Here is a 24,487-nt window from a genome sequence, read left to right as displayed (position 1 = left end):
ATTTTTAACCTCCTCCCCAACCTACCGCTTTTTATCTTTTCGTTATTTAGGAATAAACAGTCCGTATTGATGGCAGCATTCAAAGAATCTTTTTTTATACCATTTGACAGCCTGATAAAAATGGTGCCAGTCGGATTCAGCAAAATGATCGGCAAGAATCACATTGTTTACTCTCCTATTATTAAAGGTTTTGGGATCAAAATTTTGAAAAGCTTTTCTCAGCCATTCACTCTCCTGATAGACAATCCCCGACCATTCATTTTCCTGGAACATCCCGTGTTCAAGCATAAAGGCGATCCAGCCTTCCTCCCTATTTTTATCCGATGCTTTATTAATCGCCTGACTCATAAGTTTAGAGATATCGCCGAATTGATAATTTGGATCTCTGAATTCAGGATGTTTTTTTAAATAGATCTCAAGATATCTTTTAATTTTGGCCAAAGCCCGCTGATACCTTTCTTTGTTGTCAATCTCTACAACGGTGTACCTGCCCTCAAAAGCACCACTGCTATCATACTGGTATGACCAAACAAGGTAAGGGAGATCAGGAAAGGTCAAAGCCTGACCGTGTCCATACGCAGGGATAATACGGTCAAACATTTCATCATATTTTTCTCCGCACAACTGTTTAAATAAATACAGAATCAGGTCAGGTATTCCTAAGTAAACTTCATTGCGCGCTCCGCAATGATTAATATCATTCACTTTGCTGAGCATGCCGCTGAAACCCTGATGCGAAAAAGTATCGGCATAAGCATGCAGAACAATCCCAAGCTTGATCAGATTATTGTCGTCCAGGGCCTCATTTAAAAGTGCCAGGATCACCGGCGACTCCTCTTTACAGCGGAGTTTCTTCGTGAAGTTTTCTCCTTTGCAGCCAGGAACAAAATGAAAGGCACAGGTATTGTTGATCATTGCCTCGTAATTAAACGTTTTTATTTTAAAATAGGAATGACAGGTTGCCATATTTAAAAAAACGGCACGGTTATCAGAGCGATCAACGCTGACTTCCGGTGCCGGATTTTGAATCGTCATCAGATTAATTTTCGCGTCATCGACATATTGCGAAGCATAGGCAATTTTTCTGGAACTTTCCTTGTTGAACCCACATGACCTGCAAAAGGCCAAAAGCGCATAATAATGAATATCTCTTTTCAATAGAAGGCTCCTCCTTTGCCATGTCCATCTTGATCTTATACAAACCTTCAAGATAATATATGGAAATGGCAAAATGGAAGTGAACCTTTTTCTATTCCTTCATCCCGGTATAGATAAGAATCGCATCCCGTAAAAAGGCTGCCGTCCCAGGCTGCTTCTTATCATAGTAGGCTGTAAACCTTGGGTCATCAACATACATCTGTCCTAGACCGGCATGTGCTTCTTTGCTATATTCCTTCCAAAAATAGCTCAGCCAGTTACGGTGCAGCTCTGCGGCTTCCCGAGCAAGCCCGGAGCCAGGATCACCTGTTTGGTAAGCTGCTTCAAGCTTTTCTGTAATCATGACAGAAAGCCTAGTCATTTCTTCATACTCCTCAGGTTTCATGCCCTGAAATTTTTGATTGGACTGATCGATAACATCATCTCCATATTTTTGGCGGATTTCCTCGCCATAAGCTGCTTCATTTTCCTGAATCATCTTTTTCTTGAATCCTTCAAATTTTTCTTGGTCAGACATGGTCATTCTCCCTTCATAAGACGCAATTGTTTTCTCAATATTCACGATCAGACTTTCAAGCCGCGCTTTTTTTTGCAGCAGCTGTGAAAGGTGCTCCCGGAAGGCTTTTAGTTCATTAAAAGACGATGAATTGATCACTTCCTTAATCATTTCCAGCCCCATGCCCAGTTCACGATAAAACAAAATCTGCTGCAGCCTGTTTACTTCCGCCTGTCCGTATAGGCGATAGCCTGAAGAATTAATCCTGGCCGGCTTTAGAAGCTCCATTTGATCATAATACCTGATTGTTCTGGGGCTAATGCCTGCCAACCGGCTAAGTTTCCGTACCGAATATTCCACACCGCTCACCTCAAAGTTAGGATACACCTTGACGCTGCGTCAATGTCAAGGAAAATATTTTCGATACTTTTTGACAAATTAGGATATAACATTACAATTATAAGCTATTTATGGTAATATTATGAAAGCGAGAATAATAAGGAGGGATTTATATGACATCGCAAGACAATATGAAAGAATCTTTTGCAGGCGAATCTCAAGCTAACCGAAAATATACCGCTTTCGCTCAGAAAGCTGAAGAAGAAGGATATAACGGCGCTGCCAAGCTATTTCGGGCAGCAGCTGAAGCTGAAGCCCTGCATGCGTTAAGCCAGATGAAAGTGCTGGGTATGCTAAAATCAACAGAAGAGAATCTCAAAGCTGGAATTGATGGCGAAACTTTTGAATTTACAAAAATGTATCCGCGTTTTCTGGAAAATGCAAAAGACGAAGGCAATTCTGAAGCACAAAGAGTTTTTCACTTAGCCAACGAGGCTGAGAAATCGCATGCCGCCTTATACAAAGACGCACTTAAAGATTTAACCGCAGACAATGACTACTATTACTGCCAGGTCTGCGGCTATATCCATAAAAACGAAGCACCGGAAAAATGCCCCGTTTGCGGTGCACCTTCTTCAAGATTCAAGAATGTGCAATAAAAAGCCCAATCAAGAGCACTGCTACAACGCTGCCGACAATTTTGCCGGCAGCGTTTTTATTGTTTAATAGTAAACTCTGGGTTTACATCATGTAACCTAACTGCTCTTCGGCTATTGCGCCATCCATGGCGCAATAGCCGCGCTCCGCATCGTGCTCCGCTTGGCCGCAGATAGACTACATGACGTTATATTTCGGGTCCATTAAGCCATTATATAAAGGTCTCTCGTCGCTTATTTGCTGTTCTGAATGCTTTAAAATGGAATTAATGTTTTTTATATCAATGCCAGACACTTCATACTGCTGAATTCTCCAAATATTGTAGCCTTACACAGATATGGAGTCGAGCGTTAAGTGTCAGTGGCGTTAAGTGAGCAAAAAACGCAGCGTCAAGACATGCCAACAGTGAACATTCAAAAAAGCCCAGAGGTTTTGGCATGTTAGCGAGGATTTGTGCGAGTAGCCACGAAAACGTGCGAGCGGAATATCTGTGTAAGGCTACAATTACCCAAGAATATAAAAAGAAGCAACTCAAAATATTAATTCTATACATTTGCGGCTTGTGTTTAGCTCTATCCTTGCTTATTGACCGGTTTTCTTCGATAGAAACACAGGATGATCAAGCCAATCAGAGAAGAAATCGTAACTGTCAGATACACCTGCTTAAATCCAGTGTTTAAGGTTTTTTGGAATTCTGCTTCAATGACTGTGCTTCTCTGATCGATTTCCGTGAGATAATTTTGTTTGGCAGTCTCCAATGCTCCCGGGACAGCATTTTTTAAGACCGTCATTTTTGTTATCGTATCCTGAAAGGATACGTTTGACTGGGGCATCGATTCTACAGACGTAAGCGCATCAATTCCATTTTGTATCCCGGCCTGTATATTCGCAACCATATCCGGGGTCTTATCTGCAAAGAAGCTTTCTGCAAGCAGTTTGCTGTTCTCCGTGATGGTTGTTACATCAGAAGCTTTTACCTTATCCATTAGTTCATCGGAAATCTGATCGTTGCTGTTGCTGCTGTCCATATCTATTTCAATTTTTTCCGGAAATGAGAGGCTGGGCATAGCCATGCCTGCTAAATATTTCTTCATCATCGGGTTGCTTTTCATCCCATTGATTTCTGTTGTAAGTTCCTGTGCATAAGGTAGTTTTGGTATTGAGACTTCTTTGGGCAGCAGGTTCATCACATTATCTTGGACCGCGGCTCCGGCATGTGCCAGAAAACCAACCATGATTGCAGGCGCAATCGCCGTTCCAATCGAACGGACAAGTGACAAGGCCGCGAGTGCGGAATTGGACTCTTCATCTTTGGTATTTTCCAGCATCATATAGTTTAGTGGTGTTCCCATCGTAAAGCCCATACCAAGGCCCATGAGAACCAGACTGATGTTTACCGTCAACATACTGGGATGGTCAACTGTGACAAAGATTAGGAATAACGAGCCAACCACAGAGATCAAAAAACCGAGACCTAAAATCAGTTTAGGTCCGTATTGGTCAATCAGCTTTCCGGATACAGGAGCGCCAACTCCTGCAAACAAACCAAGAATGATGACAAAATAGCCGCCGCTTCCGGAAGCGATTTTCAATGAGTTTTCGGCAAACTGAGGTACAAAAATCATCCCCATCAACACAATTCCGGTAATAAAGGCAATGATAAAGGTGATAATGATCCGTGAGTTTGTAAAATACGATAAGTTCATCACCGGATCCTCTGCTTTTTTCTCAGCCAGGATAAAGAAAGGAATAAGAAGCACAAACAGGATCAGGAAAGGATAAACACTCATACTGATTAAAGTTGACTTGAAATCAAAGAAGTCAATATTCTTGAGTCCATACATTAAAGCGAGAATCATCACGGTCAGAATCAGGATTCCGCCGATATCAATTTTTTTGACATTGTCATTTCTGTTGTTTGGCAGATAGAGGAAGCCGACGATCAGGATAAACAGCGTGATCGGCAGATTCACATAAAAGATAAACCGCCAGTTACTGCTACCGAAGATATCCAGAATTGCACTGCCTGCCGAAGCACCGAAAATATTGGCAATCCCGTAGACTCCCCCAACCAGTCCCAGGGCCATCCCCCGTTTTTCCGGAGGAAAAGTCGTACCAAATTCAGCAGTCGCAACCGGAAGGATTCCCCCTCCGCCAAGCGCCTGGACAATTCTGGCTGCGAGCAGGACCGTAAAGCTGTTAAACTCCTGGGCTAAACCACAGAACAAAGAACCCAGACCAAAGAGAAAGATACTGGCAAGATAAATGTACTTGCGTCCGAACATATCGGCAAGTTTACCCATGATCGGGATACTGGCCGCATAAGCCAGGGTATAAATCGTAATCATCCAGATCCCGGTTTTCTCATCGACCAGCAAATTATTTTGAATAACTGTTCTGGCCGGTGTGACAATTCCCGTGTCAATCGCGCCCATAAAAATACCGAGCAGATATAGAATCATAATGAGAACGAAGCTGTTTTTTGTATTTGATTTGTTCAATTTTGCTTAACTCCCATCTTTAGATTTTTAATTGGTCTAAATTCTCTCGCATTCGTTGACGGCTTTCATGCTATTGGCGGCAATGACCGACATTATTTTTTGGAACTGTACGATGTCTTCTTCGTTAAGTCCTTCATAGATGGCTGTATGCCAGTCAGTCAGGATTTCCTGCATGTTGTCCATGATTTCCAATCCCCTTGGCGTTAGGGTTATCATTTTCTCGCGGTGGTTTTCAGGGTTTATCGTTCGATTCACATACCCTTTTTCTTCGAGCTTGCTTAAACTTTTGGCAACCGCACCCTTGTCAATGACGAAAAAAGTGGCAATCATATCTTGATTTACCTGACCGTTTTTAGATAAAAACATCAGAATTTCTTGTTCAGAATGCCCCAAATGATATTTACTCAACCTTCTCATTGAATAAATGCGATTAAACCGAAATATGACCGACAGGTCTTTCATTAGCAACACGAATCACCTCCCTATGTATAGTTGTCCTTGCAACTGTTGTGCTAACAACTATCTTATTCGTTTTTTTTATGTCTGTCAACAGACGCTCATCAATCCATCCATATAAAAATATTTGATAGCGTAGATAAGTACAATCTAAAGAATAAGAATAAAAAATAAGAATAACAAAATAACAAAAAATCCGTTGAAACAATATTTCAACGGCGGTGCATCAGTCAATATATTCAGTAAATATATTCAGTAAATATATTCAGTAAATATATTCGGTAAATATACTTGAAGCAAGGGTTTCTAAACAAATTTTTCTTTTTGCAGTTTATAGAGAAAATGCAATAGTATTTTTTGTGGCAGGATCTTCGTAAAGATAAAGGCAGCCTTCATCAATATCCCGGGAATAATCACCCTTTTATGTTTGAGCATTCGGTCAACCGTATACCTGGCTACATAAGGGCTGTTCAGCGCTTTTACCCCAAACGTGATCTTGGCGTTTTGTTCGAACTCGGTATGGACCGGCCCTGGACACAGTGCTCCTACATACACTTTGCTGTCCGTTTTTTGCAGCTCTTTATGTACAGCTTCCGTCAGTCTTAGTACATAGGCTTTCGAAGCATAATAAGTAGCCATCAAAGGCCCGGGTAAAAAGGCAGCCGAAGAAGCCACATTTAATATATACCCCCGGTTACGCTGCTTAAAGTCCTGCAGAAACAGCTTCATTAAGATATGAACTGCTTTGATATTGGTATGGATCAATTCCAATTCCTTGGCAAGGTCCGTCTGATCAAATTCGCCGTAGACAGCAAATCCCGCATTATTGATCAGCATATCGATCTCCTGATCCTTGACCAGATCGTAAAGACGGAAACAGGATTCCTCCTGGGCAAGATCGAGGCTGATCGTCTGGACATCACAGGAAAGCTCCTTCTTTAATTCTTCCAGCCTGTCAAGACGCCGTGCAACCAGGATTAAATCATACCCTTTCGTGCTCAGCACTCTGGCAATATCCCGGCCAATACCTGAACTGGCCCCTGTAATTAAGGCTTTCATATTCTTGATGTGTTCCTTTCTAGCGCTATGGTTTACTTTGCGGCATCCCTCAGCTTCTCAAGCTCCTCTTGCGAAAACAGATACATCTCATTGCAGAAATGGCACTGGGCTTCCGCCTGACCATCGGTTTGGATGATCTCCTCGATTTCCTCTTTGCCTAAACTGATCATCGCGTTGCCGATCCGCTCCTTGGAACACTGGCATCGAAATTTCACCGGCATTTTCTCAAGTACCTGAACATTATTTTTGCCTAAGATTTCTTCCAGCATTTCCTCCGGCGTAAACCCATGCTGAATCATCGTTGAGACCGGGGTAATTGTCTTAAGATGTTCTTCAATTTCAGAAATAGTCTCTTCAGCTGTTCCGGGCAATAGCTGGATAATAAAACCGCCGGAAGCCTGAATTGTATTATCGGGTGCAACCAAGACACCGAGTCCGACCGAAGAAGGAATCTGTTCGGATTTGACGAGATAATAGGTAAAGTCTTCCCCGATTTCTCCGGAGTATAACGGGACCTGCCCGGTAAAGTAATCCCGCATACCCAGGTCCTTAACAACAGACAATGTACCTTCAGAACCTACAGCTCCGCTGACATCTAATTTTCCTATTTGATTTAGATCCAAATGCGTTTGAGGATTGGTGACATAGCCCCTGACTTCCCCGTGCGCATTGGCGTCAACCAGGATAATACCCAACGGGCCGTTGCCTTCAATTTTGACAGTCAGTTGTTCATCGCCTTTGAGCATCGCCCCGAGCATTAGACCGGCGGTCAGAGTCCGGCCGAGTGCCGCCGATGCTGTCGGCCAGGTCTGATGCCTGCGCTGGGCTTCACCGACGGTTTCCGTCGTCAAAGCTGCGTAAGCGCGTACCTTGCCGTCATAACCCAAAGCCTTAACCAAATAATCGTTCATTTCAATCTCCTTATCCATCGTTAAATTAATCTTCAAGGACAAACAAAAGGCTGAAGAAATTGTCATCAGCCTTAGAAAAAGCTTTTTTAACACCGTCACTATTAGATCATAATTAGCACGAAAGTTCAATATTCTTCGAAAAAAATCAACGAAATAGATTGATAAAACGCTCCCAGAACGATAGCCTTTCTGGCTCCGTGACTGTGGCTTTTTCATCTGCTGCAGCTTTCAAATCCGGGGTCCGGATAACAAACTGAATACTTCGCGGGGAAATCTGCGAGGACACAAAAGATACCGGTTTTATCTCATTCCCGCTGGCAAATGAAAGTGTTTCCAGCAATCCGGAAGCTTCGTCAATACCGTTTTTAAATTGCTTTTGCCCGTCTATCAATTTTTGAACCTGATCAGGCAAAACCGCTGAACTGGATACTAGCTGATTGAAGCCGCCGGTTATCGCAGCTGTACTGTTGGCCAGTGCCACAGCACCTGTTTTTAATTCCGCCCCCTGCTGGGCAAATTGATCCAAACCTGTTGAGAAATCAGTCATTCCCTTGGCGGACTGGGTTACACCTGCTGTATAGCCGGACAGGCCGGCACCATATTGGGATAATTGAGCCTTCATGGTTCCTATCTGCTGAAGATAAGCCTGCTTTTGTTCAGCGGGCAGAGCATTCAGCAATGGCGTTAATTGATCCATTATGGCAGTTACACCGGAGGAAAGGTTGGTATACTGGGCTGCAAGTTCCTGTCCCTGCTGGGAAAGCTGAACCGTACCGCTGCTGATCTGCTTAAACTGCGCCGCAAGACTCGATGCTCCGGCTGAATATTCTTCAATCCCTTGACGCATCATGCCGGCTCCCTGCTGAAGTTGGGCAGAGCCCAAAGCAATACTTGCCATGCCTTTATTCAATTCGATTAAACCGGCCTTCAGTTTCTCCGTACCGGAAACAATTTGCCCGGCTCCGCGTGACATTTGCGTTATACTTCCGGTATCCATGTTAAGATTCAGGAAATTGGAACTGTCAAAATAGGAACAGGTCATCGTCATGGACGCCATCTGGAATTTTTCAGTATCATAAACCACTGTATATTGAGCAGTTTTCTGCGGAAGCACCATATAGGCCAACGTCAGGGTCTTGCCGGAAATCATGGCGGAAGTGCCTGATGAAGAAAGAATCGTATTTTCATCCAGATCCAGCGGCAGCTGGATCTGACAAAGATAGTTTTCTCTGTAATACGCTTTGGCTTCAGCATTTGGCTGAACTTTGAGCGTGATTTCAATCCTTCCTTCTTTGCCGACAATGTCTTCGGGCTTAACCTCATGGCCGTTCAGCCGATAGGTAATACGAAACGTAAACGGCAGTTCCCCCTTCGTCAGTTTGCCCTGATAGTAGAAGCCTTTGTCCCGCGCCGGCAGCTGCCAGGAAATTTTGCCATCGGCGAGTACAGGAGCTTCACTGCCGGAAAGGTTGGTAATCGAATCGTAGACACCGTAGTCCAGGTAAATGCCGGACTCAGGCGTTTCGATCCTATTGACGACTGTAATACCGGAAATACTCCCATCCATTTTCAGGTCCGCATAAACGGTCTCATCTTTGACAACGGCCATATTGCGGTTGCTTGCCGTGCTCTCCGTATCTGAAGCAGATGCGGATAAAGAGAATACAGGAATCAGCAGCATTACAGTCAGAAAGCATGCGATCGGTTTTTTCATCAGATTGTCTCCTCTCTCTCACTTTCTTTCACAGAGAAAGTGGTCTTCATGATGATTTTATCAAACGTCATCAGCAGCACCGGCAGCAAAACAAGAACCATCAGTCCCGACAGTGCAGCTCCTCTGCCCAGCAAAATTCCAATATCGCTGATTGCTTTAATCTGGGAGAGCAGTCCTTCCGCAAAACCCGCCACGGCAAGAATCAGAGCTGAGATCATCACTGTGTTCCCGGCAGTATTCAACGCAGACAGCACCGCATCTCTGGGTTTTTGCGTCTTCCTGAATTCGAGATAGCGGTTGGACATCAGGATCCCATAATCGATTGTTGCGCCAAGCTGGATGGAACTCACCACCAGATAGCCGATAAACACCAAGCTTGATCCCTGAAAATAGGGGATACCCATGTTGATCCAAATCGAAGACTCAATAACGCTGATCAGCAGAATCGGAACAGAGATGGAACGGAAGGTCAGTAGAATAATCAGACCCACGGAAAGAATTGAAAAAAGGTTAACTGTACGCGTATCATGTTCAACCGTATTCTTAATATCGGCAATACTGGTGGCATTCCCCGCGGCATACCATTCGTCAGGGTAATACTTCTGCACCGACTGCTCGAGTTCGGCAACGGCTTTGGAAGTCTCGGGCTTTTCACCGGTAATGTTCATCAGAACGATCATCCGGGTATAATGTTCTGACAGGAACATATCCTTAACGCTTTGCGGCAGTAAAGAACGTGGTACAGCAGGATCTGCCAGCGTAACCAGGGTCTGAACATCGCGGATATATTTCTGTTTCTTCAGTTCCTCGGCCAGCTGAATTTCCGAGGAAATATCATCATTTGGTATAAGTACAACGACAGGATTATAGACGCCGAAGCGGCTTTCAATGTTCTTTCTTTCCTCGGCAATGGTTCCCTCACTGGAACTTCCGGAAGTATTGCCATATAAAAAGTCGGTATTCTTTTGTGCCAGGAAAGACGGAATAATAACGATCACAGCCAGGGCAAACAGCAGATATTTTACTTTAATTGCACCAAGTCCTATCTTCTTAAAAGGGGGAACGAGTGGTCTATGCCGGGTTTTATCAATCGTTTTGTGGAAGATCGCAATCAGAACCGGCAGCAAAATGATCACACTGATATAGCTCAGACAGATTCCTTTAATCAGTACCAGTCCAAGATCTTTCCCGATCCCGTACTGCATAAACAGCAAGGCTAAAAAACCTGCTACAATCGTCAGTGCGCTCGCCGAAATAGACGATAATGTATTTTTTACTGCTTTGATAATTGCAGGAACAAACGCTGCCCCGGCATCCCTTTCCTCTAGATAGCGGTGGCAAAGAAACAATGAAAAATCCATCGAAATGGCGAATTGCAGCACCGCGGCAATTGAATTCGTGATAAAGGATATGTCAGGGAAAAAAGCATTCGTTCCGGCATTGATAATCACGGAAATACCAATGACGGTTAAATAGAGCAGCGGTTCTATCCAGGAGTAACATGCCAACATCAGGATGAGGACGCAGAGCGGAATAACGATGATCATGATCTTGGACATTTCCGAGGCCAGTACTTCCCGCATATGGCTTGAATCTTCAGCTTCCCCCGTGATACTAGCCTTTTCGCCTAAGGAACCCCGGATCGTCTTCAGGGCATCCCCTGTTTCCGAGGCATAATCCCCCTGCGCAAATTCAACCTGGAATAAGGCCGCACCATCTTTGTAGTAACTATCCAGATAATCCTGGGAAATAAAGGATTCAGGGACTGTGATATCTGTGACATCGTCCAGCCAGATTACGTTTTTTACACCCGGAACCTCTTTGATTTTTTCCTTGGCAAGCGCGGCCTCTTGGATAGAAACATTTTCTACCATGACCTGAGCAGTTCCCGGATAACCAAATTCCTTGTCCACAAGTGTAATCGCCTGCTTGGTCATGGAGTGACCCGGCAGATATTCCGCCAAATCATAGTTGACTTTAATACTGGGTACAAGCGCAATGCTAACGATGATAATAGCCAGATAGGTCAATAAAACCGCCCGTTTATGGGCAATAAGAAACTTCACAAGCTTTTCTATAAGCAGCTGCATACCCGTACCATCCTTTACCATTCTTTTAAATCCTCTTTTGAATATCCCCAATAATCAATAAAAGGAACTTGTTCAGCAGATTGGCCAGACGTACTTCATCCCCGCCATACTTATTAAAAATATTGATGATACCTTCAATAAGCGCCACGGCCAGGGAATCGGCAAGCAACATATCGCTGCCGGGCTTGGAACTGCTTAGGAACAAATCGTTTTCCAGACGCTGCTTGACAAGCTCAATCAGTTCCGCCTTTATATTTTCGTATTTGGAACCTGCAACATTCTTCATCAGAATCAAAAACTGCGTTCTGTTATCCAGAAACACCTTGGTCATCGCTTCCGTGACATAAGTAATGCTTTGCGTCGACAGGTTGCTCTTATCGGATATGTTAATGAATACCAATTTCCGAAGCTGTTCTATGGTAGACTGAAGAATATTATCGAGCAGGTCATCCTTGCCGGAAAAATAGGAGTAAATATTCCCTACGGTAATCCCGGCTTGCTGCGCAATATTCCGCATTGAGGAATGACGGTAGCCTGAGACGAGAAACTCCTCTTCCGCAGCCTCAATGATCCTTTTTTTGATTTCTTCTTTCGGCACTTGCATAAATAAACACCCATTCATTATTCTTTTTTCTAGTATACCGCGCTCAAAATTCAGTTGTCAATATTAAACATAAGTTCATTTATACTGCGCTGTTCTTATTCTATGTTGCCGTATCCCGGATATGTATTTGTTTGCTCATCATGTTTTCTTCAGATTCAGCCTCTAAGTTAAATAAAAAGCCAGCTAAATTATTATGGTTTGAGCTTGCGCTGGTTAGACATTGCATAGCCTAATCTTTACGGGCTCTTTGAGCCTGCATTTGCTATATTTCGGGTATGAAAATAGGGCTGTTGCTCACGAATGATTACGTTCGTTTGCAACGGCCCCTTACTTCGTTTTGCTTAGTTTCGCTTCGTTCTTGTTTAGTCTTCCTTCTTTAGCTATGGCAGTTTTTCAGTTAAAAGTTTTTTCCTGAATCAAAGGATCAAAAAAACCAGGATTTTCTCCTGGCTTTTAACGGTTGAATTCAATCCCTGAATTCAATCTATATTTTTCCCTTCAGCGTTATTGTTCGCTTATATCCCATAAAGTTCCTGATAGTCCTGTTCTGCCACCCTTATCTCCCGTTGGGCCTTATCGCATTGCGGATACAAAAGAGAGCAGTTTTTATGGCAACCGTTACAGTGCAGCTGGGACAAGTATTCATCAAGACTGATTTTTTCTTCCGGACCGGTAGTATCACCAACAGTTGCATCCGTAGCGGCATCATTTGCCGAACCAATAGCATCAGCGTCTTCTGATTTATCATTGCCAATCGTCATATCCCCGGTAATACTGCCTCCATTATCACGATTGTCAGAAACTGAATCCCCCGAATAGGTTCTGTTTTCATTATATTGACTTTCCATTGGGGAGTCCGTCCTGTTTTGGGATGTACTTGGCGATGTCGTGATCTGGGTCTCTGCAATTTTGCCTAATTGATTCTCATCGCTTGTCGAAACTGTTGAAAGAACCCGGGTATACAACATGACGATTAGCAGGCACGCCGCACCAAGGCGAACCAGTGTTTTCCTGACATTACGCTCTTTTAGGCATATGATGATCCTGCCGACTGATTTCACAAAATAGCTGGCATGAATCGCCAGATGCGTGATCAAGAAGCCCAGACAGATGTACGATGTCCATTTATGGATCAAATAGATCCATTCACCATGCGTCGTATCCGAAGGAAACAAAACCTTCGATATCAATACCCCCGTAGTCACGATGATCAAAATACTGATGAAGATTGCAAGGTTTAAAGCATATTTCATCTTTACGGAAACTGCGGTCCTGTTTCTAAGCTTGTTTTGCCATAGATTCAACGTTGTATTTTTGACCCAGGCCCAGTTTAACAGAATATGGATACCAAAAAGAGCAAAAATAAATAGCCCTGCAATCTCATGAAAAGCTAATCCGGTTCCAAAAGCATCCAACAGAAACACAAAAAGTATGCTCATCGCAATATCCAATACAATCTTTGTTACTAATTTGCTGCTCATTCAACCCTCACCTAACTGTTATGTATTCGTATCATTTCTAATCCTATAATTCTTATCTTGCTATGTATTCTATACGGCTCCTGTGTTGATTTTATGGCAAAAATATGACAATTTCATGAACAATCTGCATAGGAATAATACCGCCGAAAGGCGGTATCGTAATAAATGATGCAAATTGCATTTTAAATTGATTCTACCCACTAAATTCTATATTACTCGAGGCCAATAATGGCTTTAATAACCACAAATTTTTTTACGTAGAAATCTTGAATGACAGTTTTTTGCCCGTGAGGTCCTTTCTTAAACGTACGCTCTTGTTGACACACAAAATAAACGGCCTCTTCGCATTGATCGAAGAGGCCTTAAGTGTATAACCCGCAAAATTCCTCATGAACACAAACAGTCGATTTTACTCGAGTCACCTACTTTAACCTAAACACGTGGAATCATAAATCGGGACTTATGCTACTTCCTCTACACCTTTCTCAAGAATCACCCGGATAATGGGGTCTAGAAATGGAGCCTGGTGAAAACCTAAGGTCAAGGCAACACAATCATTTACCGGAACAACATACTTGTGAACCTGAAACGTTAACTGGAAATCGATGGACCTTAAACACGAATCTCAACGGAAACTGAGGAATTTTGCGAGAAACTAATCTGAATAAATAAAGCCAACCCTGAAGGTGGCTTTGAATCCGTCCGGCAACATCCCATACATCCCTCTGACCTGTGCCACGAATTCCAACCTGACCTGTCAGCAAAAGGTAACACTGTATGTTTTTAACCATCATGTATTATATTTTCTGATTTTAGTATAAAGCGGAGACCGGATTCTTGTCAAGATGGAATCGAGGCTGTAAAATATTACCGTTCAATGCCGAGACGCGCTTTGATCCCTTTATCATAAGGATGTTTAACCTTCTTGATCTCAGAGACATAGTCGGCTAGATCAAGAAGCTCCTCCGCAGGCCCCCGTCCGGTCAGCACAACCTCAAGCCCTTCAGGTTTCGTCCGCAAAAATTCAAGCAGAAACACACGGTCAATCAGGTCATAATTATAGGAGGCTACTGCTTCATCAAGAATCAGCAAATCGGCTTGGCCCTCACGGCACGCTGAAACCGCCTGCTGCAGGATCTTATTATAAACGGTCCTGCGTTGCTCCTTCTGCTCATTTGTTTCCTGATTATAGAAACTGAAGGATTCTTCACCGCGCAAAAATGTTATCCCCGGAATTTTCTCCAGGGTATGTAGTTCTCCAGTATCCTGGCTTTTTAAGAACTGGACGATCAATACCCTGCGCCCTCTGCCTGCACACCTCACTGCCAGACCGAGAGAAGCGGTCGTTTTTCCTTTGCCATCCCCGCAGTAAATATGAATAAGACCTTTTTTCATCGATTATACACCTGCCTCCAAAATATTTACGATCGCAGCCATGTCGACGTGTTTCCGGATTTCATCCGCCAATCGGTCATACTGCTGCTCTTTATACTGTTTATAGCTTAACCGTTTAAGACTGGTTGAATCCAACCCCTTTTTATTTAACAGACATTTGGCAATCGCTACAGCGACCCCTTCTTCATCAAAGATGCCATGAACATAGCTGCCCATAATATTCCGTTTCCGGACGCCTTCTGTCTTTTGTACCTGAAGGCCTGACTCGATGTCGATATGCGTCAGAGGCTCGGTATCCCCAGTTTCTGTCACGCCCATATGAATTTCATAACCGTGAAAACGGATCGCGGATAATCCGGCAAGAACACCGTCAAGCTGACTGAACTTGCCTTCTACCTGCGTCCTGGTCTTCTGTTTGGAGAATATTGTTTTCATATCCAACAAACCCATTCCTGCGAGACTTCCACCCTCTTCTACGCCAAAAGGATCTTCCAGCGTTTCGCCAAGCATTTGGTAGCCTCCGCATACCCCAAATACAATGGTTTCCCCGTCAGCAGCCTGCTTTTTAATCTTTGCTTCCAGACCGCTCTGACGCAGCCACAACAAGTCAGCCATCGTATTTTTTGTCCCTGGCAGGATGATCATATCCGGATTCTTCAGCTCGGCCATGGATTTCACATAGCGCAGGGAAACTCCGGGAATCAGTTCAAAAACGTTAAAATCGGTAAAATTGGACATCCTTGGCAGCCGGATCACTGCAATATCTACTGCTTGCACTGTTTTGTCCACAGCAATTCTTTCGGATAAACTATCTTCATCTTCAATGTCGATATTCAGATATGGAACGACACCGATGACCGGAATATTGACTTTTTCTTCAATCATCCGCAGCCCGGGCCTTAAGATTTCTACATCTCCGCGAAATTTATTAATCACAATGCCTTTGATCATTTTCCTTTCATCTTCACTTAAAAGCATCACCGTACCGTAAATGGATGCAAAAACGCCGCCCCTGTCAATATCGGCGACAAGCAGCACCGGAGCTTTAGCCATTTTGGCCATCCCCATATTGACGATATCATCCTCCTGCAAATTAATCTCTGCAGGACTGCCTGCTCCTTCAATGACAATAACGTCATTGTTCTGGTCAAGCGTCTGGTAGGACGCCATAATGTTGGGAATAAGCTTCGTCTTATATTTAAAATAATCTGCTGCATTCATATTGCCCAACACTTCACCGTTGACAATAACCTGCGAGCCCTGATCATTTGTCGGTTTCAAAAGGATCGGATTCATCAGGACACTGGGCTCCTGCCCGGCAGCTTCTGCCTGGACGACCTGCGCTCTGCCCATCTCCAGCCCTTCTTTGGTTATGTAGGAGTTCAACGCCATATTTTGGGATTTGAAGGGGGCTACCTTATAACCTGCCTGTTTAAAAACACGGCACAGACCTGCCGTGAACAAGCTTTTTCCGGCATTGGACATTGTTCCCTGAACCATGATTGATTTGGCCATCGTGTGACACCCGCTTTCCTGTTTGTTATGTTATTATTTACTCTGAAATCAAATACTTTAAGACCTTATTCGCTTCCAAATCCCCCGGCGGAAAGGTTTCCCCGGCTTTTCGGAGGATATACGGAACGTCCAAGGCCGAATGCTTCCCGCTGACAGGGCTGGTCGCATGATCGGCACAGATCAGAATCCCGGTATCATCTGTCAGGTTCTGACGCAGAAAGGCAAAAAACTCCCGGTCGATTCTTTCGATAAATTCAATTTTTTCCCGATAATCATGCCGGTGAGCGGCTTCATCTGTGCCATTGATATGCACAAGCACAAAATCATGACCGGACAACAGACGGCAGGCTGTTTGAGCCTTAAGGGCCAGATCCGTATCCGTGTCTCCGGTAGCTTCTGCTAGATCAGGAACATCCATCTTCAAGGCCAAAGCAATCCCTTTGGCAATTTCCGTACCGCAGACTGCCGCTGCTTTTTTGCCATACAATTCTGCGAATGCAGGTAAACGGCTTTTCCCGGATATTCCCCACGGATAAAACATCATTTGCTGCTCTTGGCTGCTTAGGTATTTTAACCTGTTTCTCCCCTCCGAAACAAATTCTTGGAGTATGGGGGCCGAAGCGCAGATATCCGCTAATAAATCATCCGAATCACCGCCCAAAAATTCATGCGGCGGATAAGTCTTACAATCCAGTGTTTTAAAGTATTGTGCTTTGACAATGATCAGGTTCCTATACCCGGATAAATGCAATATCTTGATATTCGAATCGATATCAGCCGCTATTTTCGCTGCTTTTTGCATTTCCGCTCCGGTTAAGTTCCCGCCGTTGAAGGAAGCTAATCTTCCGTGACTGTCAAGGGCGGCAAGGTTGCAGCGAAGAACAACTTCATCCTGCTCCAGGCAGTAGCCGTTAGCAAGCAGTTCGAGTGATGCCCTGCTTTGCGGAAAATAGGCAGGCTTAACGCCTAAAAGATTCAGGATACACGGCATGCTCTCCGGCAGGTAACCCTGCGGGCAGGAATCAAACCAGCCGGTATAACCCTCGGCGGCAATTTGATCAAGTTCAGGATGACAGGCAGCCTCAAATGTGGTTTGCCAGCCTAATTCTTCAATTTTTTCATCTGCAAGTCCGTCAACAATGACCATGACTGCTTTCATCACATATCACATCCCTGAGTACGGTGCTGAGTTTCAAATTATCTTCATGGTTTTTCACAGCAACCCTGAAATATTCACCGTTTAAATTGACATAGTTGGCGCATGGACGGATCATAATCCCTTTCGCAATCAGCTTTTCGGATAGGTCTGTACGCTGAGTCCGGAAAAATATGTAGTTTGCTCTGGAGCCGATGACCTTCAGTCCAAGACCCAAAAGCGCATCAATCAAAAATCTTCTTTCTGTTTCAATCAGCTGTTTCGTCTGCTGCAGATAGGCAGTTTCTTTTAAGGCAGCGATACCGGCCGTTTGGGCCGGCGTTGAAACACTCCAGTCCTGACCGGCGGACCTCATTTGTTCGAGCAATGTTTTGTTGGCTGTCAAAGCGTAGCCAAGTCTAAAACCCGGCATCGCAAATATCTTGGTAAAAGCTTTCAGGATGACGAGATTTTCATACTGTTCAATACAGTTTTGCACAGAAAATTGTTCTTTATTTTCGACAAAATCCATAAAGCATTCATCAATCATCACGATTGCACCGATTTCCTGGCTCTTGGCAAGCACTTTCTGTAAAAATGCACGTGAACACAATTGACCGGTAGGATTATTGGGGTTACAAAGAATCATGATGTCCAGGCCTGGACGCATCTGATCCAACAGGTCCTCACGGGCTGCAAAATCGTGCTCCGGCCGTAAAAAATAATATTCTATCGAGCAATCCACCGTATGCAGCGCCTTTTCATAGTCTGCAAACGTCGGAGCAAAGATCAGCGCCTTTTTCGGTTTCAGAGCCAGCGCGAGTCTGAAAATAATCTCTGCAGCCCCATTGGCGGCAAGGATATATTCAGGATCCGTACACTCATAGTTCGCCAGAGCCGCAACAAGATCCCGGCAAAACGGGTCAGGATAATTCGTACATTCGTCAAGCGAACGGATTACGGCTTCTTTCACGGACTCCGGCAGCCCGAGTGGATTGACATTGGAAGAAAAATCAAGAATTTCCTGTCTGCCTGTCAGTTTTTTTACCGAATAAATGTCTCCCCCGTGGATATATTGATACATCTGCTCTCACCTGTCTCTGTCGTATTTGTAGCCTAAGCTTGTTTAAAGTTTGGGATTATTCTTGGGGTGAATATGTAGGTTCTAATCTATAGATTCTTTTCTGCGGTTGGCGCCTCTTCGTAACCGCCTTTTCGGCTATTGCGCCATCCATGGCGCAAATAGCCGCGCTCCACATCCTTGTTCCGCTTGTCAGGTCGGTTACGAAGAGACGCTAATCTGTAGAAAGTTTTGTAGAAAATTCAGGAAGGATAGCAAATACATTAAGTCCCCTTATTCTGTCTCAGCCGGTATTCCTCACTTTGTTGGCAAGCACAAGTCTAAAATCCTAATTACCGCCATGTGAAGCACGATGTAGAGCGTTGCGCTCAGAAGCAACAATGCTTAGAAGGTAATGATACAAGGAGCAAGTCATAAAAAAGTTAGTTACGGAAGGCAAAGTAAACCTGCTTATTAAGCTTGATAGTGCTTCTTGAGCCGCTAAAGTCTCCCACCCTTAAGACCAGTCTGGGAGTCACAGTTCCGCGCTAAGCGGAGCACGAGGCGGAGCGCGGCTTTTTGTGCCACGGAGGGCACAACAGCCGAAAAGCGGTATTGTGACTCCCAGACCTACCCCATAGAGTGTTTCTTCAAAGATAATCCCCAAAGAGCTGATAACTACAGGCTTACCTTAATAAGTCTTAATAACTACACTGCTTGTACTCTCCTGCTCCGTAGAATTTACAAAGCTGCTACTTACTGAACAATAAGCGCTCTGACAGCGGACCCCAGAATCAAGCCGACAAGCGACGTCGCAACCATGAGCTTGTTGGCGCGGCGGATATCTTCAGCCTCGATCTCCCGGATCGGGTCACCAATCGTTGGTTTGACCACCAGCTTGCCAAAGTAAGAATTGCTTCCGGCAAGCTGAATATTAAGGGCTCCGGCACAAACGGCTTCAGTGTGGGCGGAATTCGGACTGGTATGATTATGACGGTCACGCCGGTAGATTCTGAAGGCATCTTTGAAATCATAACGGGTCAAAAAAACAGCCAGGAGCATCAAATAGGCAGAAATTCTGGCCGGAAGATAATTGGCGACATCATCCAGTTTGGCAGCAAACCGGCCAAAATAAAGATATTTGTCATTTTTATAGCCAATCATCGAGTCCAGGGTATTGACCGCTTTATACAAAAAGCCCAAAGGGGCTCCGCCAACTAGAATGAAAAGCATCGGCGCGATGACGCCGTCGGAAAGATTTTCGGCCACGGTTTCCACAGCGCCTTTCGCTACCTGGGAGCTGTTCAAATTCTCCGTGTCCCGGCCGACAATCCAGGATAATTGATAACGGGCTTCCATGATATCGTTCTTCTGCAGGGCATCATAGACCTTCATGCTCTCAGCTTGCAGCGACTTCGTAGCCAGAATCTGATAACACATCAAAGCCTCGGCCATAAATCCCAGCAGCGGGCTAATGCTATTCAGCAAATACAATAGGCCCAACGGCACGAGAAATGTCACCGTAACAATGGTAACAGTCAGCAGTACCCCGCACCAATACTGGCCTCGGTCCGTCCTGCAACTGATCCGGTGCAGATATTTGTCTCCTCCGGCAATCAGCGAACCGATCCAGCGAACCGGATGAGGCAGCCAGGAAGGATCACCAAAAATCAAATCCAAAATATAACCTGTCATTAAAGCATAAAGTGTAATCATTCCATACCAACTTCTTTATCATTTCGTCGATTTCGTCATTCCCAAAAACAAGCAGCGATCAACTTTGGATCTTTATATTCTTATCCTCTAGATCTTCGCTATCGCCGCCAGCTTCTTCTTTTCGGTCCATAAAGCCTGATCAATCGTCAGCTGATAGCCTTCGCCGTTCTTTATCTGCCAATGGTAAAAATCAAATACTTCGGGAGAAAATGCCTCAAGCAGCATCATGATCGTACCGCCGTGAATAACCAGCGCGGCCTTTTCGATTCCGGCTTCATCTACTTCCTGCATAACGCGGTTAAAACCGTCCAGGCAGCGGGACCTGAATATTTCCGGCTGTTCTCCGCCCGGGACTTGCTGTTTTCCGCCGCCGTCAATCCAACTTTTGTACTCGGCAAGGTCCTTCAGCTGTTCATACGATTTGTTTTCGAATATACCGAAGCTGCACTCCGCAAGTTCAGGCATTATACTGTAAGGAATATCCGGATAGATCAGCTCCCTGGTCTGAAGGCAGCGGAGCCTTGGACTGACAAAGACGTGCTCAACCGCCGTATAGCGACCGGCAGCAATATGCTCACGGATTTCGGAAATCCCCTGTTCACATAAAGGCTCATCCGTAATTCCGATATACTTGCGTCTCAGATTCCCTTCCGTCTTGCCATGCCGGACCAGGTATAGGAACTTATTCATGCTCTTCACCTTTAATCAGAACCGGAACGGAGTAGAAAACACGATAGACCTTAGCCGCTTTCTGGGCGGCCGTGCAAAGGACCCTCCCGGTAACTTCCTGCATTTCCCGGTCATCTTTTAAAACCGGTACCACGGCTGAACTTAATTCATCACAAATCAGAATCATATCGGGGTGCTGCCCAATTCCGTCAGTGACAAACCTTCGGACATCATGACCGGCTTCCTGCAAGCGCCTAATCAACAGATGCAGATGGTCAAGCACCGGACGCTGAAAAGCCTCTTCGAAGCTGCACGTCCCGCCATCCGTAATGTTGGCCGAAGCGATATCCCACGTACTCCTGACAAATTCCAATTTTCCCTGACTAGCGCCTCCGATCACCAAAATCATAGTCTAACGCCTCCTGCTATTACCGAAATCAGAAGTATTCCTGTTTCGCTTACTACAATATAAAAGCCTGCCAGATCGCCGGTTATGCCCCCAAAATGTTTTTGAACCATGCGGTTAAATAAGTAAAAGGACAGCATAATAAATAGAACTGCAGTGATCCCGACAATCATACTCACGTACAACATTGCTGCAACACATAATAAAACAATCAAGCAACTAATGATTCTTACCGTTTTTTTCGAGGCATAACCTGCAAAGATTGAAGCAAGTCCTGTTTTTCTGACACACGGAAAGCAGACGACTGCCAAAGCGGCCATCGACCGTGACAGGACAAACGAAACAAGAACGAGAAAGAAAAAGTCCGGTTTCAGATAGGTCTCATACCACGCCGCAAATTGTAGCAGCAGGATAACTGACGTATAGATGAGCGCGAAGGCTCCAACATTGGGATCCTTAAGGATTCGAAGCTTTTCCTCTTGGTCCTTATGGGAATTCAAGGCATCTGTCGTGTCACAATAACCGTCGAGGTGAACTCCGCCAGTGATCATGACGTTAATAAACACAGCTGCAGCAGCAAAAAAGACGGGACTGAACCTGAAATATTCCAATAATAGAAACAAGAAATAGAGAACAAAGGCAATGACAGCCCCGACCACAGGAAAGAAGATAAAAGAATAACGCATATTCTTCTCGTTCCAGTCAATTTGAGGCATTGGAATTTTAGAAAACATCGAAAAGGCTGCAACAAACGATTCATACAAGGTTTTCATAACCGGAAAGCTCCTTCATTCCTTTATGGATAAGCGGAATCGCGCAGACGGATTCAATCACGACATCTGCAGCCGCGGCAATTGCCGAATTTATTTCAGCCAGTACACGGATATAGCCGGTCGTAAAATCATCATAGGCTTTGAAATCCTCAAATATCGTGCTGGTTACGATGACGGTATTCGGTACAGTCGCCGCTAGCAGCCGAATATCATTACTGATGCAATCAATGGCATCCTGCGGGCTGCGCTTCTGCAGATACATTTCATTGGCAATCAGGTTGCCCATACACTCGAGTAAAGCGGTATCGCAGCCGCTTAAAATAGGGATTTTCTCGGAAAGTCCGTAAGAAAACTCGAAGGTGTCGAACCCTTTGCCGTCCCGCATCCGACGGTGCTTGACAACCCGGTTGCGGCATTCTTCGTCTGAGGCAGTCATCGTTGCGATATAGGCCATCTTTCCTGTATTCAGGCTGACAGCCAAATTTTCCGCTATTTCAGACTTTCCACTGGCAACGCCTCCGCTAACCAAAGCCAACATTACTTACCGCCTCTTTCCTTTCACAAAAATATCCCTTCATATCAGTTGTCGTTTTATATCAGCTATCGTTCCGTTCAGCAAATGATTCAAATTTTTCCTGTTTACGCACACCTTACGAACCCATCCTGGCAGCCTGAAAGTCGCTGCATCTCCGGATAAACGAACGTGCAAACTCAGGGTTTCCCCAGAGATGAAGGTGGGGATAGCCGGCAACGAGGTTCTCATCGGCATGGATGCAGTCCCACATTTTGCTCCCTGATGAATTGACTGCCGTAAAACCGCCGCCATTGGCTGTTGAATCCGAATAATGAAATTCATGCGCGTTGATCTTGCCGCCTTTGCCGCACAGCAGGTTATCCTTTTGCGCCGTCAGCGTGATATAACCGAAACGGTTCAGTTTATCCGTCAGTACAGCGTCCCCTTCTAAATATCCTGCCATCGGATAAGGTTTGCCGTCCTTGTCAGCAATACGGTTCAATAAATACATAAACCCGCCGCACTCGGCTATGCAGGGAGTATTTTTAGCAAGAACCTGCCTGATACTTGACAGCATTGATGTATTCCCAGCCAGTTGTTCGGTATATAATTCCGGGTAACCGCCGCCGAGAATCAGTCCGTCGCATTCAGGTACGGCTTGATCCTCAAGCGGGCTAAAATACTGCAGTTCAGCTCCCAATGTTTCCAAAAGTTCGAGGCTGTCCTGGTAATAAAAACAGAAAGCTTTATCTCTGGCTACGGCGACTTTGACAGCAGAGATTTTCTCAATCGCGGCCTCATAATAGTCTATTTCCGCGGCCCCGCCTGCAATACGCAGCAGCTGGTTCAAATCAATGGATTCTCTGGCCTGTATGGCCAGAAATTTCATTTTTTGCTGAAGGTCTTTCACTTCTGATGCTGTAATTAATCCAAGATGTCTGCTTTCCAGTGCACATTCTTTGAGTTTCGGAAAGTAACCGACCACCTGGATATCCGTCTCTTTTTCGATCATTTCCTTATATTGCGGATATAGGGAAGGTGTAAGATTATTTAGAATAACGCCCTTGATCCCGTTGTCCGGTCTGAAACGGCAAAATCCCTGAATCAAGGCTGCAATTGAGATTGCTGAACCGGCACAATTGACAATCAGGATCACCGGCGTTTGCGTTGCTACCGCCAAATGGTAAGAGCTTGCCACGGTACTGCCAATGCCAAGCCCGTCATAATAGCCCATTACCCCTTCTAAAACAGCGACTTGGGCCTGCTCGGAATTCTTGACCAGCAAATACCGGCAAACCTCTTCCGATAACATAAATAGATCCAGATTTCGTGAGTTTGTCCCGATGACTTCGGTGTGAAACATCGGATCAATATAGTCCGGCCCGCATTTAAACGCAGCAGGATGAACCCCTTGCTCCAAAAGCGCTTGTAATACCGCGCAGGTAATTGTCGTCTTGCCGCTGCTGCTGCCTGCAGCCGCAAACATAATACGTGGAATAACGGCTTTCATGACTTGTTCTCCATTTCTATCGAAGCTCCATGGACATCAAAAAACCTCTCTAACCGGCGGTTGGAAGAGGTTTTACTTACAAAATCTGCAAACAGTCTCAAACACTTCTGCACGATTCGTATGCTACACCTTTCATCCTCCGTGAAAACAGTGCAAAACGGCTCAGGCAGGTCTTCCGACTCGGTTTCAAAGCAAATTCAGCCTTCCCATTGTAAACAGTGGCAACTTTGAATCTGCTCCACCTTACGGCGGCGGGACCGTACAGGTATTTCACCTGTTTCCCTATTATTGCAAAATAATGCAACCTAAGCGATTACATTATATCAGA

Annotated in this window: 21 protein-coding genes and 1 riboswitch; of the genes, 1 reads left to right on the top strand and 20 read right to left on the bottom strand. The window is 44.8% G+C overall.

Translation table 11 applies throughout. The features are described 5' to 3' along the window. Positions 1-42: 42 nt before the first annotated feature. Positions 43-1,158 carry a DUF6765 family protein gene (locus A7K50_RS03890; protein ID WP_119774690.1) on the bottom strand — a complete coding sequence of 372 codons (1,116 nt, stop codon included), beginning with the start codon at positions 1,156-1,158 and terminating at the stop codon, positions 43-45. A gap of 91 nt (positions 1,159-1,249) precedes the next feature. Then, positions 1,250-2,014, bottom strand: coding sequence for a MerR family transcriptional regulator (locus A7K50_RS03885; protein ID WP_165904956.1), 765 nt, complete (start codon positions 2,012-2,014; stop codon positions 1,250-1,252). 152 nt (positions 2,015-2,166) lie between these two features. Here A7K50_RS03885 and A7K50_RS03880 point away from each other — a divergent pair, with 152 nt between their 5' ends. Next, positions 2,167-2,652: a rubrerythrin family protein gene (locus A7K50_RS03880; protein ID WP_119774688.1), complete on the top strand. Its 486-nt coding sequence runs from the start codon at positions 2,167-2,169 to the stop codon at positions 2,650-2,652. Between the two features lie 570 nt (positions 2,653-3,222). Here the strand turns inward: A7K50_RS03880 and A7K50_RS03875 are convergent. The 18 genes from A7K50_RS03875 to A7K50_RS03790 form a co-directional block, all read right to left on the bottom strand. Further along, entirely contained in the window at positions 3,223-5,151 is a 1,929-nt protein-coding gene (locus A7K50_RS03875) for an MFS transporter (RefSeq protein ID WP_119774687.1), read from the bottom strand. A 36-nt stretch (positions 5,152-5,187) separates the two neighbouring features. Further along, positions 5,188-5,613, bottom strand: a complete 426-nt coding sequence (locus tag A7K50_RS03870; protein WP_243103634.1) for a MarR family transcriptional regulator — start codon at positions 5,611-5,613, stop codon at positions 5,188-5,190. Positions 5,614-5,913: 300 nt separating this feature from the next. Then, positions 5,914-6,666 carry an SDR family oxidoreductase gene (locus A7K50_RS03865; protein ID WP_119774685.1) on the bottom strand — a complete coding sequence of 251 codons (753 nt, stop codon included), beginning with the start codon at positions 6,664-6,666 and terminating at the stop codon, positions 5,914-5,916. Positions 6,667-6,698: 32 nt separating this feature from the next. Further along, positions 6,699-7,577, bottom strand: a complete 879-nt coding sequence (gene hslO, locus A7K50_RS03860; protein ID WP_026156568.1) for an Hsp33 family molecular chaperone HslO — start codon at positions 7,575-7,577, stop codon at positions 6,699-6,701. Between the two features lie 145 nt (positions 7,578-7,722). Beyond that, complete coding sequence (locus tag A7K50_RS03855; RefSeq protein ID WP_020492734.1) at positions 7,723-9,291, bottom strand: hypothetical protein; 1,569 nt, start codon at positions 9,289-9,291, stop codon at positions 7,723-7,725. Then, on the bottom strand, positions 9,291-11,402 hold the full coding sequence (locus A7K50_RS03850) for an MMPL family transporter (protein WP_243103630.1): 2,112 nt from the start codon (positions 11,400-11,402) through the stop codon (positions 9,291-9,293). The genes A7K50_RS03855 and A7K50_RS03850 overlap by 1 nt, the downstream gene beginning before the upstream one ends. Before the next feature lie 4 nt (positions 11,403-11,406). Next, positions 11,407-11,985 carry a TetR/AcrR family transcriptional regulator gene (locus A7K50_RS03845; protein ID WP_026156569.1) on the bottom strand — a complete coding sequence of 193 codons (579 nt, stop codon included), beginning with the start codon at positions 11,983-11,985 and terminating at the stop codon, positions 11,407-11,409. Between the two features lie 515 nt (positions 11,986-12,500). After that, positions 12,501-13,466 (bottom strand): cytochrome b/b6 domain-containing protein, encoded by a 966-nt coding sequence (locus A7K50_RS03840; RefSeq protein ID WP_020492737.1) that lies wholly within the window; start codon positions 13,464-13,466, stop codon positions 12,501-12,503. 867 nt (positions 13,467-14,333) lie between these two features. Next, entirely contained in the window at positions 14,334-14,861 is a 528-nt protein-coding gene (locus A7K50_RS03835) for a cob(I)yrinic acid a,c-diamide adenosyltransferase (RefSeq protein ID WP_020492738.1), read from the bottom strand. A gap of 3 nt (positions 14,862-14,864) precedes the next feature. Further along, positions 14,865-16,376, bottom strand: coding sequence for a cobyric acid synthase (locus A7K50_RS03830; RefSeq protein ID WP_020492739.1), 1,512 nt, complete (start codon positions 16,374-16,376; stop codon positions 14,865-14,867). Positions 16,377-16,413: 37 nt separating this feature from the next. Continuing rightward, positions 16,414-17,535, bottom strand: coding sequence for an alkaline phosphatase family protein (locus A7K50_RS03825; RefSeq protein WP_026156570.1), 1,122 nt, complete (start codon positions 17,533-17,535; stop codon positions 16,414-16,416). After that, entirely contained in the window at positions 17,510-18,595 is a 1,086-nt protein-coding gene (gene cobD / locus A7K50_RS03820; protein WP_119774684.1) for a threonine-phosphate decarboxylase CobD, read from the bottom strand. The genes A7K50_RS03825 and cobD overlap by 26 nt, the downstream gene beginning before the upstream one ends. Before the next feature lie 732 nt (positions 18,596-19,327). Continuing rightward, a complete protein-coding gene (cbiB, locus tag A7K50_RS03815) occupies positions 19,328-20,287 on the bottom strand; it encodes an adenosylcobinamide-phosphate synthase CbiB (protein ID WP_020492742.1) in 960 nt (319 codons plus the stop codon). A gap of 87 nt (positions 20,288-20,374) precedes the next feature. Further along, positions 20,375-20,977, bottom strand: a complete 603-nt coding sequence (locus A7K50_RS03810) for a histidine phosphatase family protein (RefSeq protein WP_020492743.1) — start codon at positions 20,975-20,977, stop codon at positions 20,375-20,377. Then, the gene (locus tag A7K50_RS03805; protein ID WP_020492744.1) at positions 20,970-21,365 is read right to left on the bottom strand and encodes a hypothetical protein; all 396 of its coding nucleotides are present in this window, start codon (positions 21,363-21,365) and stop codon (positions 20,970-20,972) included. Before A7K50_RS03805 ends, A7K50_RS03810 begins: the two co-directional genes overlap by 8 nt. Continuing rightward, positions 21,362-22,135: an adenosylcobinamide-GDP ribazoletransferase gene (gene cobS / locus A7K50_RS03800; protein ID WP_020492745.1), complete on the bottom strand. Its 774-nt coding sequence runs from the start codon at positions 22,133-22,135 to the stop codon at positions 21,362-21,364. The genes A7K50_RS03805 and cobS overlap by 4 nt, the downstream gene beginning before the upstream one ends. Beyond that, entirely contained in the window at positions 22,119-22,673 is a 555-nt protein-coding gene (locus A7K50_RS03795; RefSeq protein ID WP_020492746.1) for a bifunctional adenosylcobinamide kinase/adenosylcobinamide-phosphate guanylyltransferase, read from the bottom strand. Before A7K50_RS03795 ends, cobS begins: the two co-directional genes overlap by 17 nt. A 112-nt stretch (positions 22,674-22,785) precedes the next feature. Further along, positions 22,786-24,159: a cobyrinate a,c-diamide synthase gene (locus tag A7K50_RS03790; protein WP_020492747.1), complete on the bottom strand. Its 1,374-nt coding sequence runs from the start codon at positions 24,157-24,159 to the stop codon at positions 22,786-22,788. Between the two features lie 147 nt (positions 24,160-24,306). After that, positions 24,307-24,483, bottom strand: a riboswitch (cobalamin riboswitch). Positions 24,484-24,487 lie beyond the last annotated feature (4 nt).

It is taken from the genome of Dehalobacter sp. MCB1 (genome assembly GCF_003590275.1).
In the GTDB taxonomy this organism is placed as follows: Bacteria; Bacillota; Desulfitobacteriia; order Desulfitobacteriales; family Syntrophobotulaceae; genus Dehalobacter.
Note: the sequence above shows the minus strand (reverse complement) of the source record. Positions and strands in the feature narration are given on the sequence as shown.

Excerpts from the sequence above, each read along its gene's own strand:
- A7K50_RS03880 (WP_119774688.1), top strand. The coding sequence starts at position 2,167 with ATGACATCGCAAGACAATATGAAAGAATCTTTTGCAGGCGAATCTCAA.
- A7K50_RS03870 (WP_243103634.1), bottom strand. The coding sequence starts at position 5,613 with ATGAAAGACCTGTCGGTCATATTTCGGTTTAATCGCATTTATTCAATG.
- A7K50_RS03865 (WP_119774685.1), bottom strand. The coding sequence starts at position 6,666 with ATGAAAGCCTTAATTACAGGGGCCAGTTCAGGTATTGGCCGGGATATT.
- hslO (WP_026156568.1), bottom strand. The coding sequence starts at position 7,577 with ATGAACGATTATTTGGTTAAGGCTTTGGGTTATGACGGCAAGGTACGC.
- A7K50_RS03855 (WP_020492734.1), bottom strand. The coding sequence starts at position 9,291 with ATGAAAAAACCGATCGCATGCTTTCTGACTGTAATGCTGCTGATTCCT.
- A7K50_RS03850 (WP_243103630.1), bottom strand. The coding sequence starts at position 11,402 with ATGGTAAAGGATGGTACGGGTATGCAGCTGCTTATAGAAAAGCTTGTG.
- A7K50_RS03845 (WP_026156569.1), bottom strand. The coding sequence starts at position 11,985 with ATGCAAGTGCCGAAAGAAGAAATCAAAAAAAGGATCATTGAGGCTGCG.
- A7K50_RS03840 (WP_020492737.1), bottom strand. The coding sequence starts at position 13,466 with ATGAGCAGCAAATTAGTAACAAAGATTGTATTGGATATTGCGATGAGC.
- A7K50_RS03835 (WP_020492738.1), bottom strand. The coding sequence starts at position 14,861 with ATGAAAAAAGGTCTTATTCATATTTACTGCGGGGATGGCAAAGGAAAA.
- A7K50_RS03830 (WP_020492739.1), bottom strand. The coding sequence starts at position 16,376 with ATGGCCAAATCAATCATGGTTCAGGGAACAATGTCCAATGCCGGAAAA.
- A7K50_RS03825 (WP_026156570.1), bottom strand. The coding sequence starts at position 17,535 with ATGAAAGCAGTCATGGTCATTGTTGACGGACTTGCAGATGAAAAAATT.
- cobD (WP_119774684.1), bottom strand. The coding sequence starts at position 18,595 with ATGTATCAATATATCCACGGGGGAGACATTTATTCGGTAAAAAAACTG.
- cbiB (WP_020492742.1), bottom strand. The coding sequence starts at position 20,287 with ATGATTACACTTTATGCTTTAATGACAGGTTATATTTTGGATTTGATT.
- A7K50_RS03810 (WP_020492743.1), bottom strand. The coding sequence starts at position 20,977 with ATGAATAAGTTCCTATACCTGGTCCGGCATGGCAAGACGGAAGGGAAT.
- A7K50_RS03805 (WP_020492744.1), bottom strand. The coding sequence starts at position 21,365 with ATGATTTTGGTGATCGGAGGCGCTAGTCAGGGAAAATTGGAATTTGTC.
- cobS (WP_020492745.1), bottom strand. The coding sequence starts at position 22,135 with ATGAAAACCTTGTATGAATCGTTTGTTGCAGCCTTTTCGATGTTTTCT.
- A7K50_RS03795 (WP_020492746.1), bottom strand. The coding sequence starts at position 22,673 with ATGTTGGCTTTGGTTAGCGGAGGCGTTGCCAGTGGAAAGTCTGAAATA.
- A7K50_RS03790 (WP_020492747.1), bottom strand. The coding sequence starts at position 24,159 with ATGAAAGCCGTTATTCCACGTATTATGTTTGCGGCTGCAGGCAGCAGC.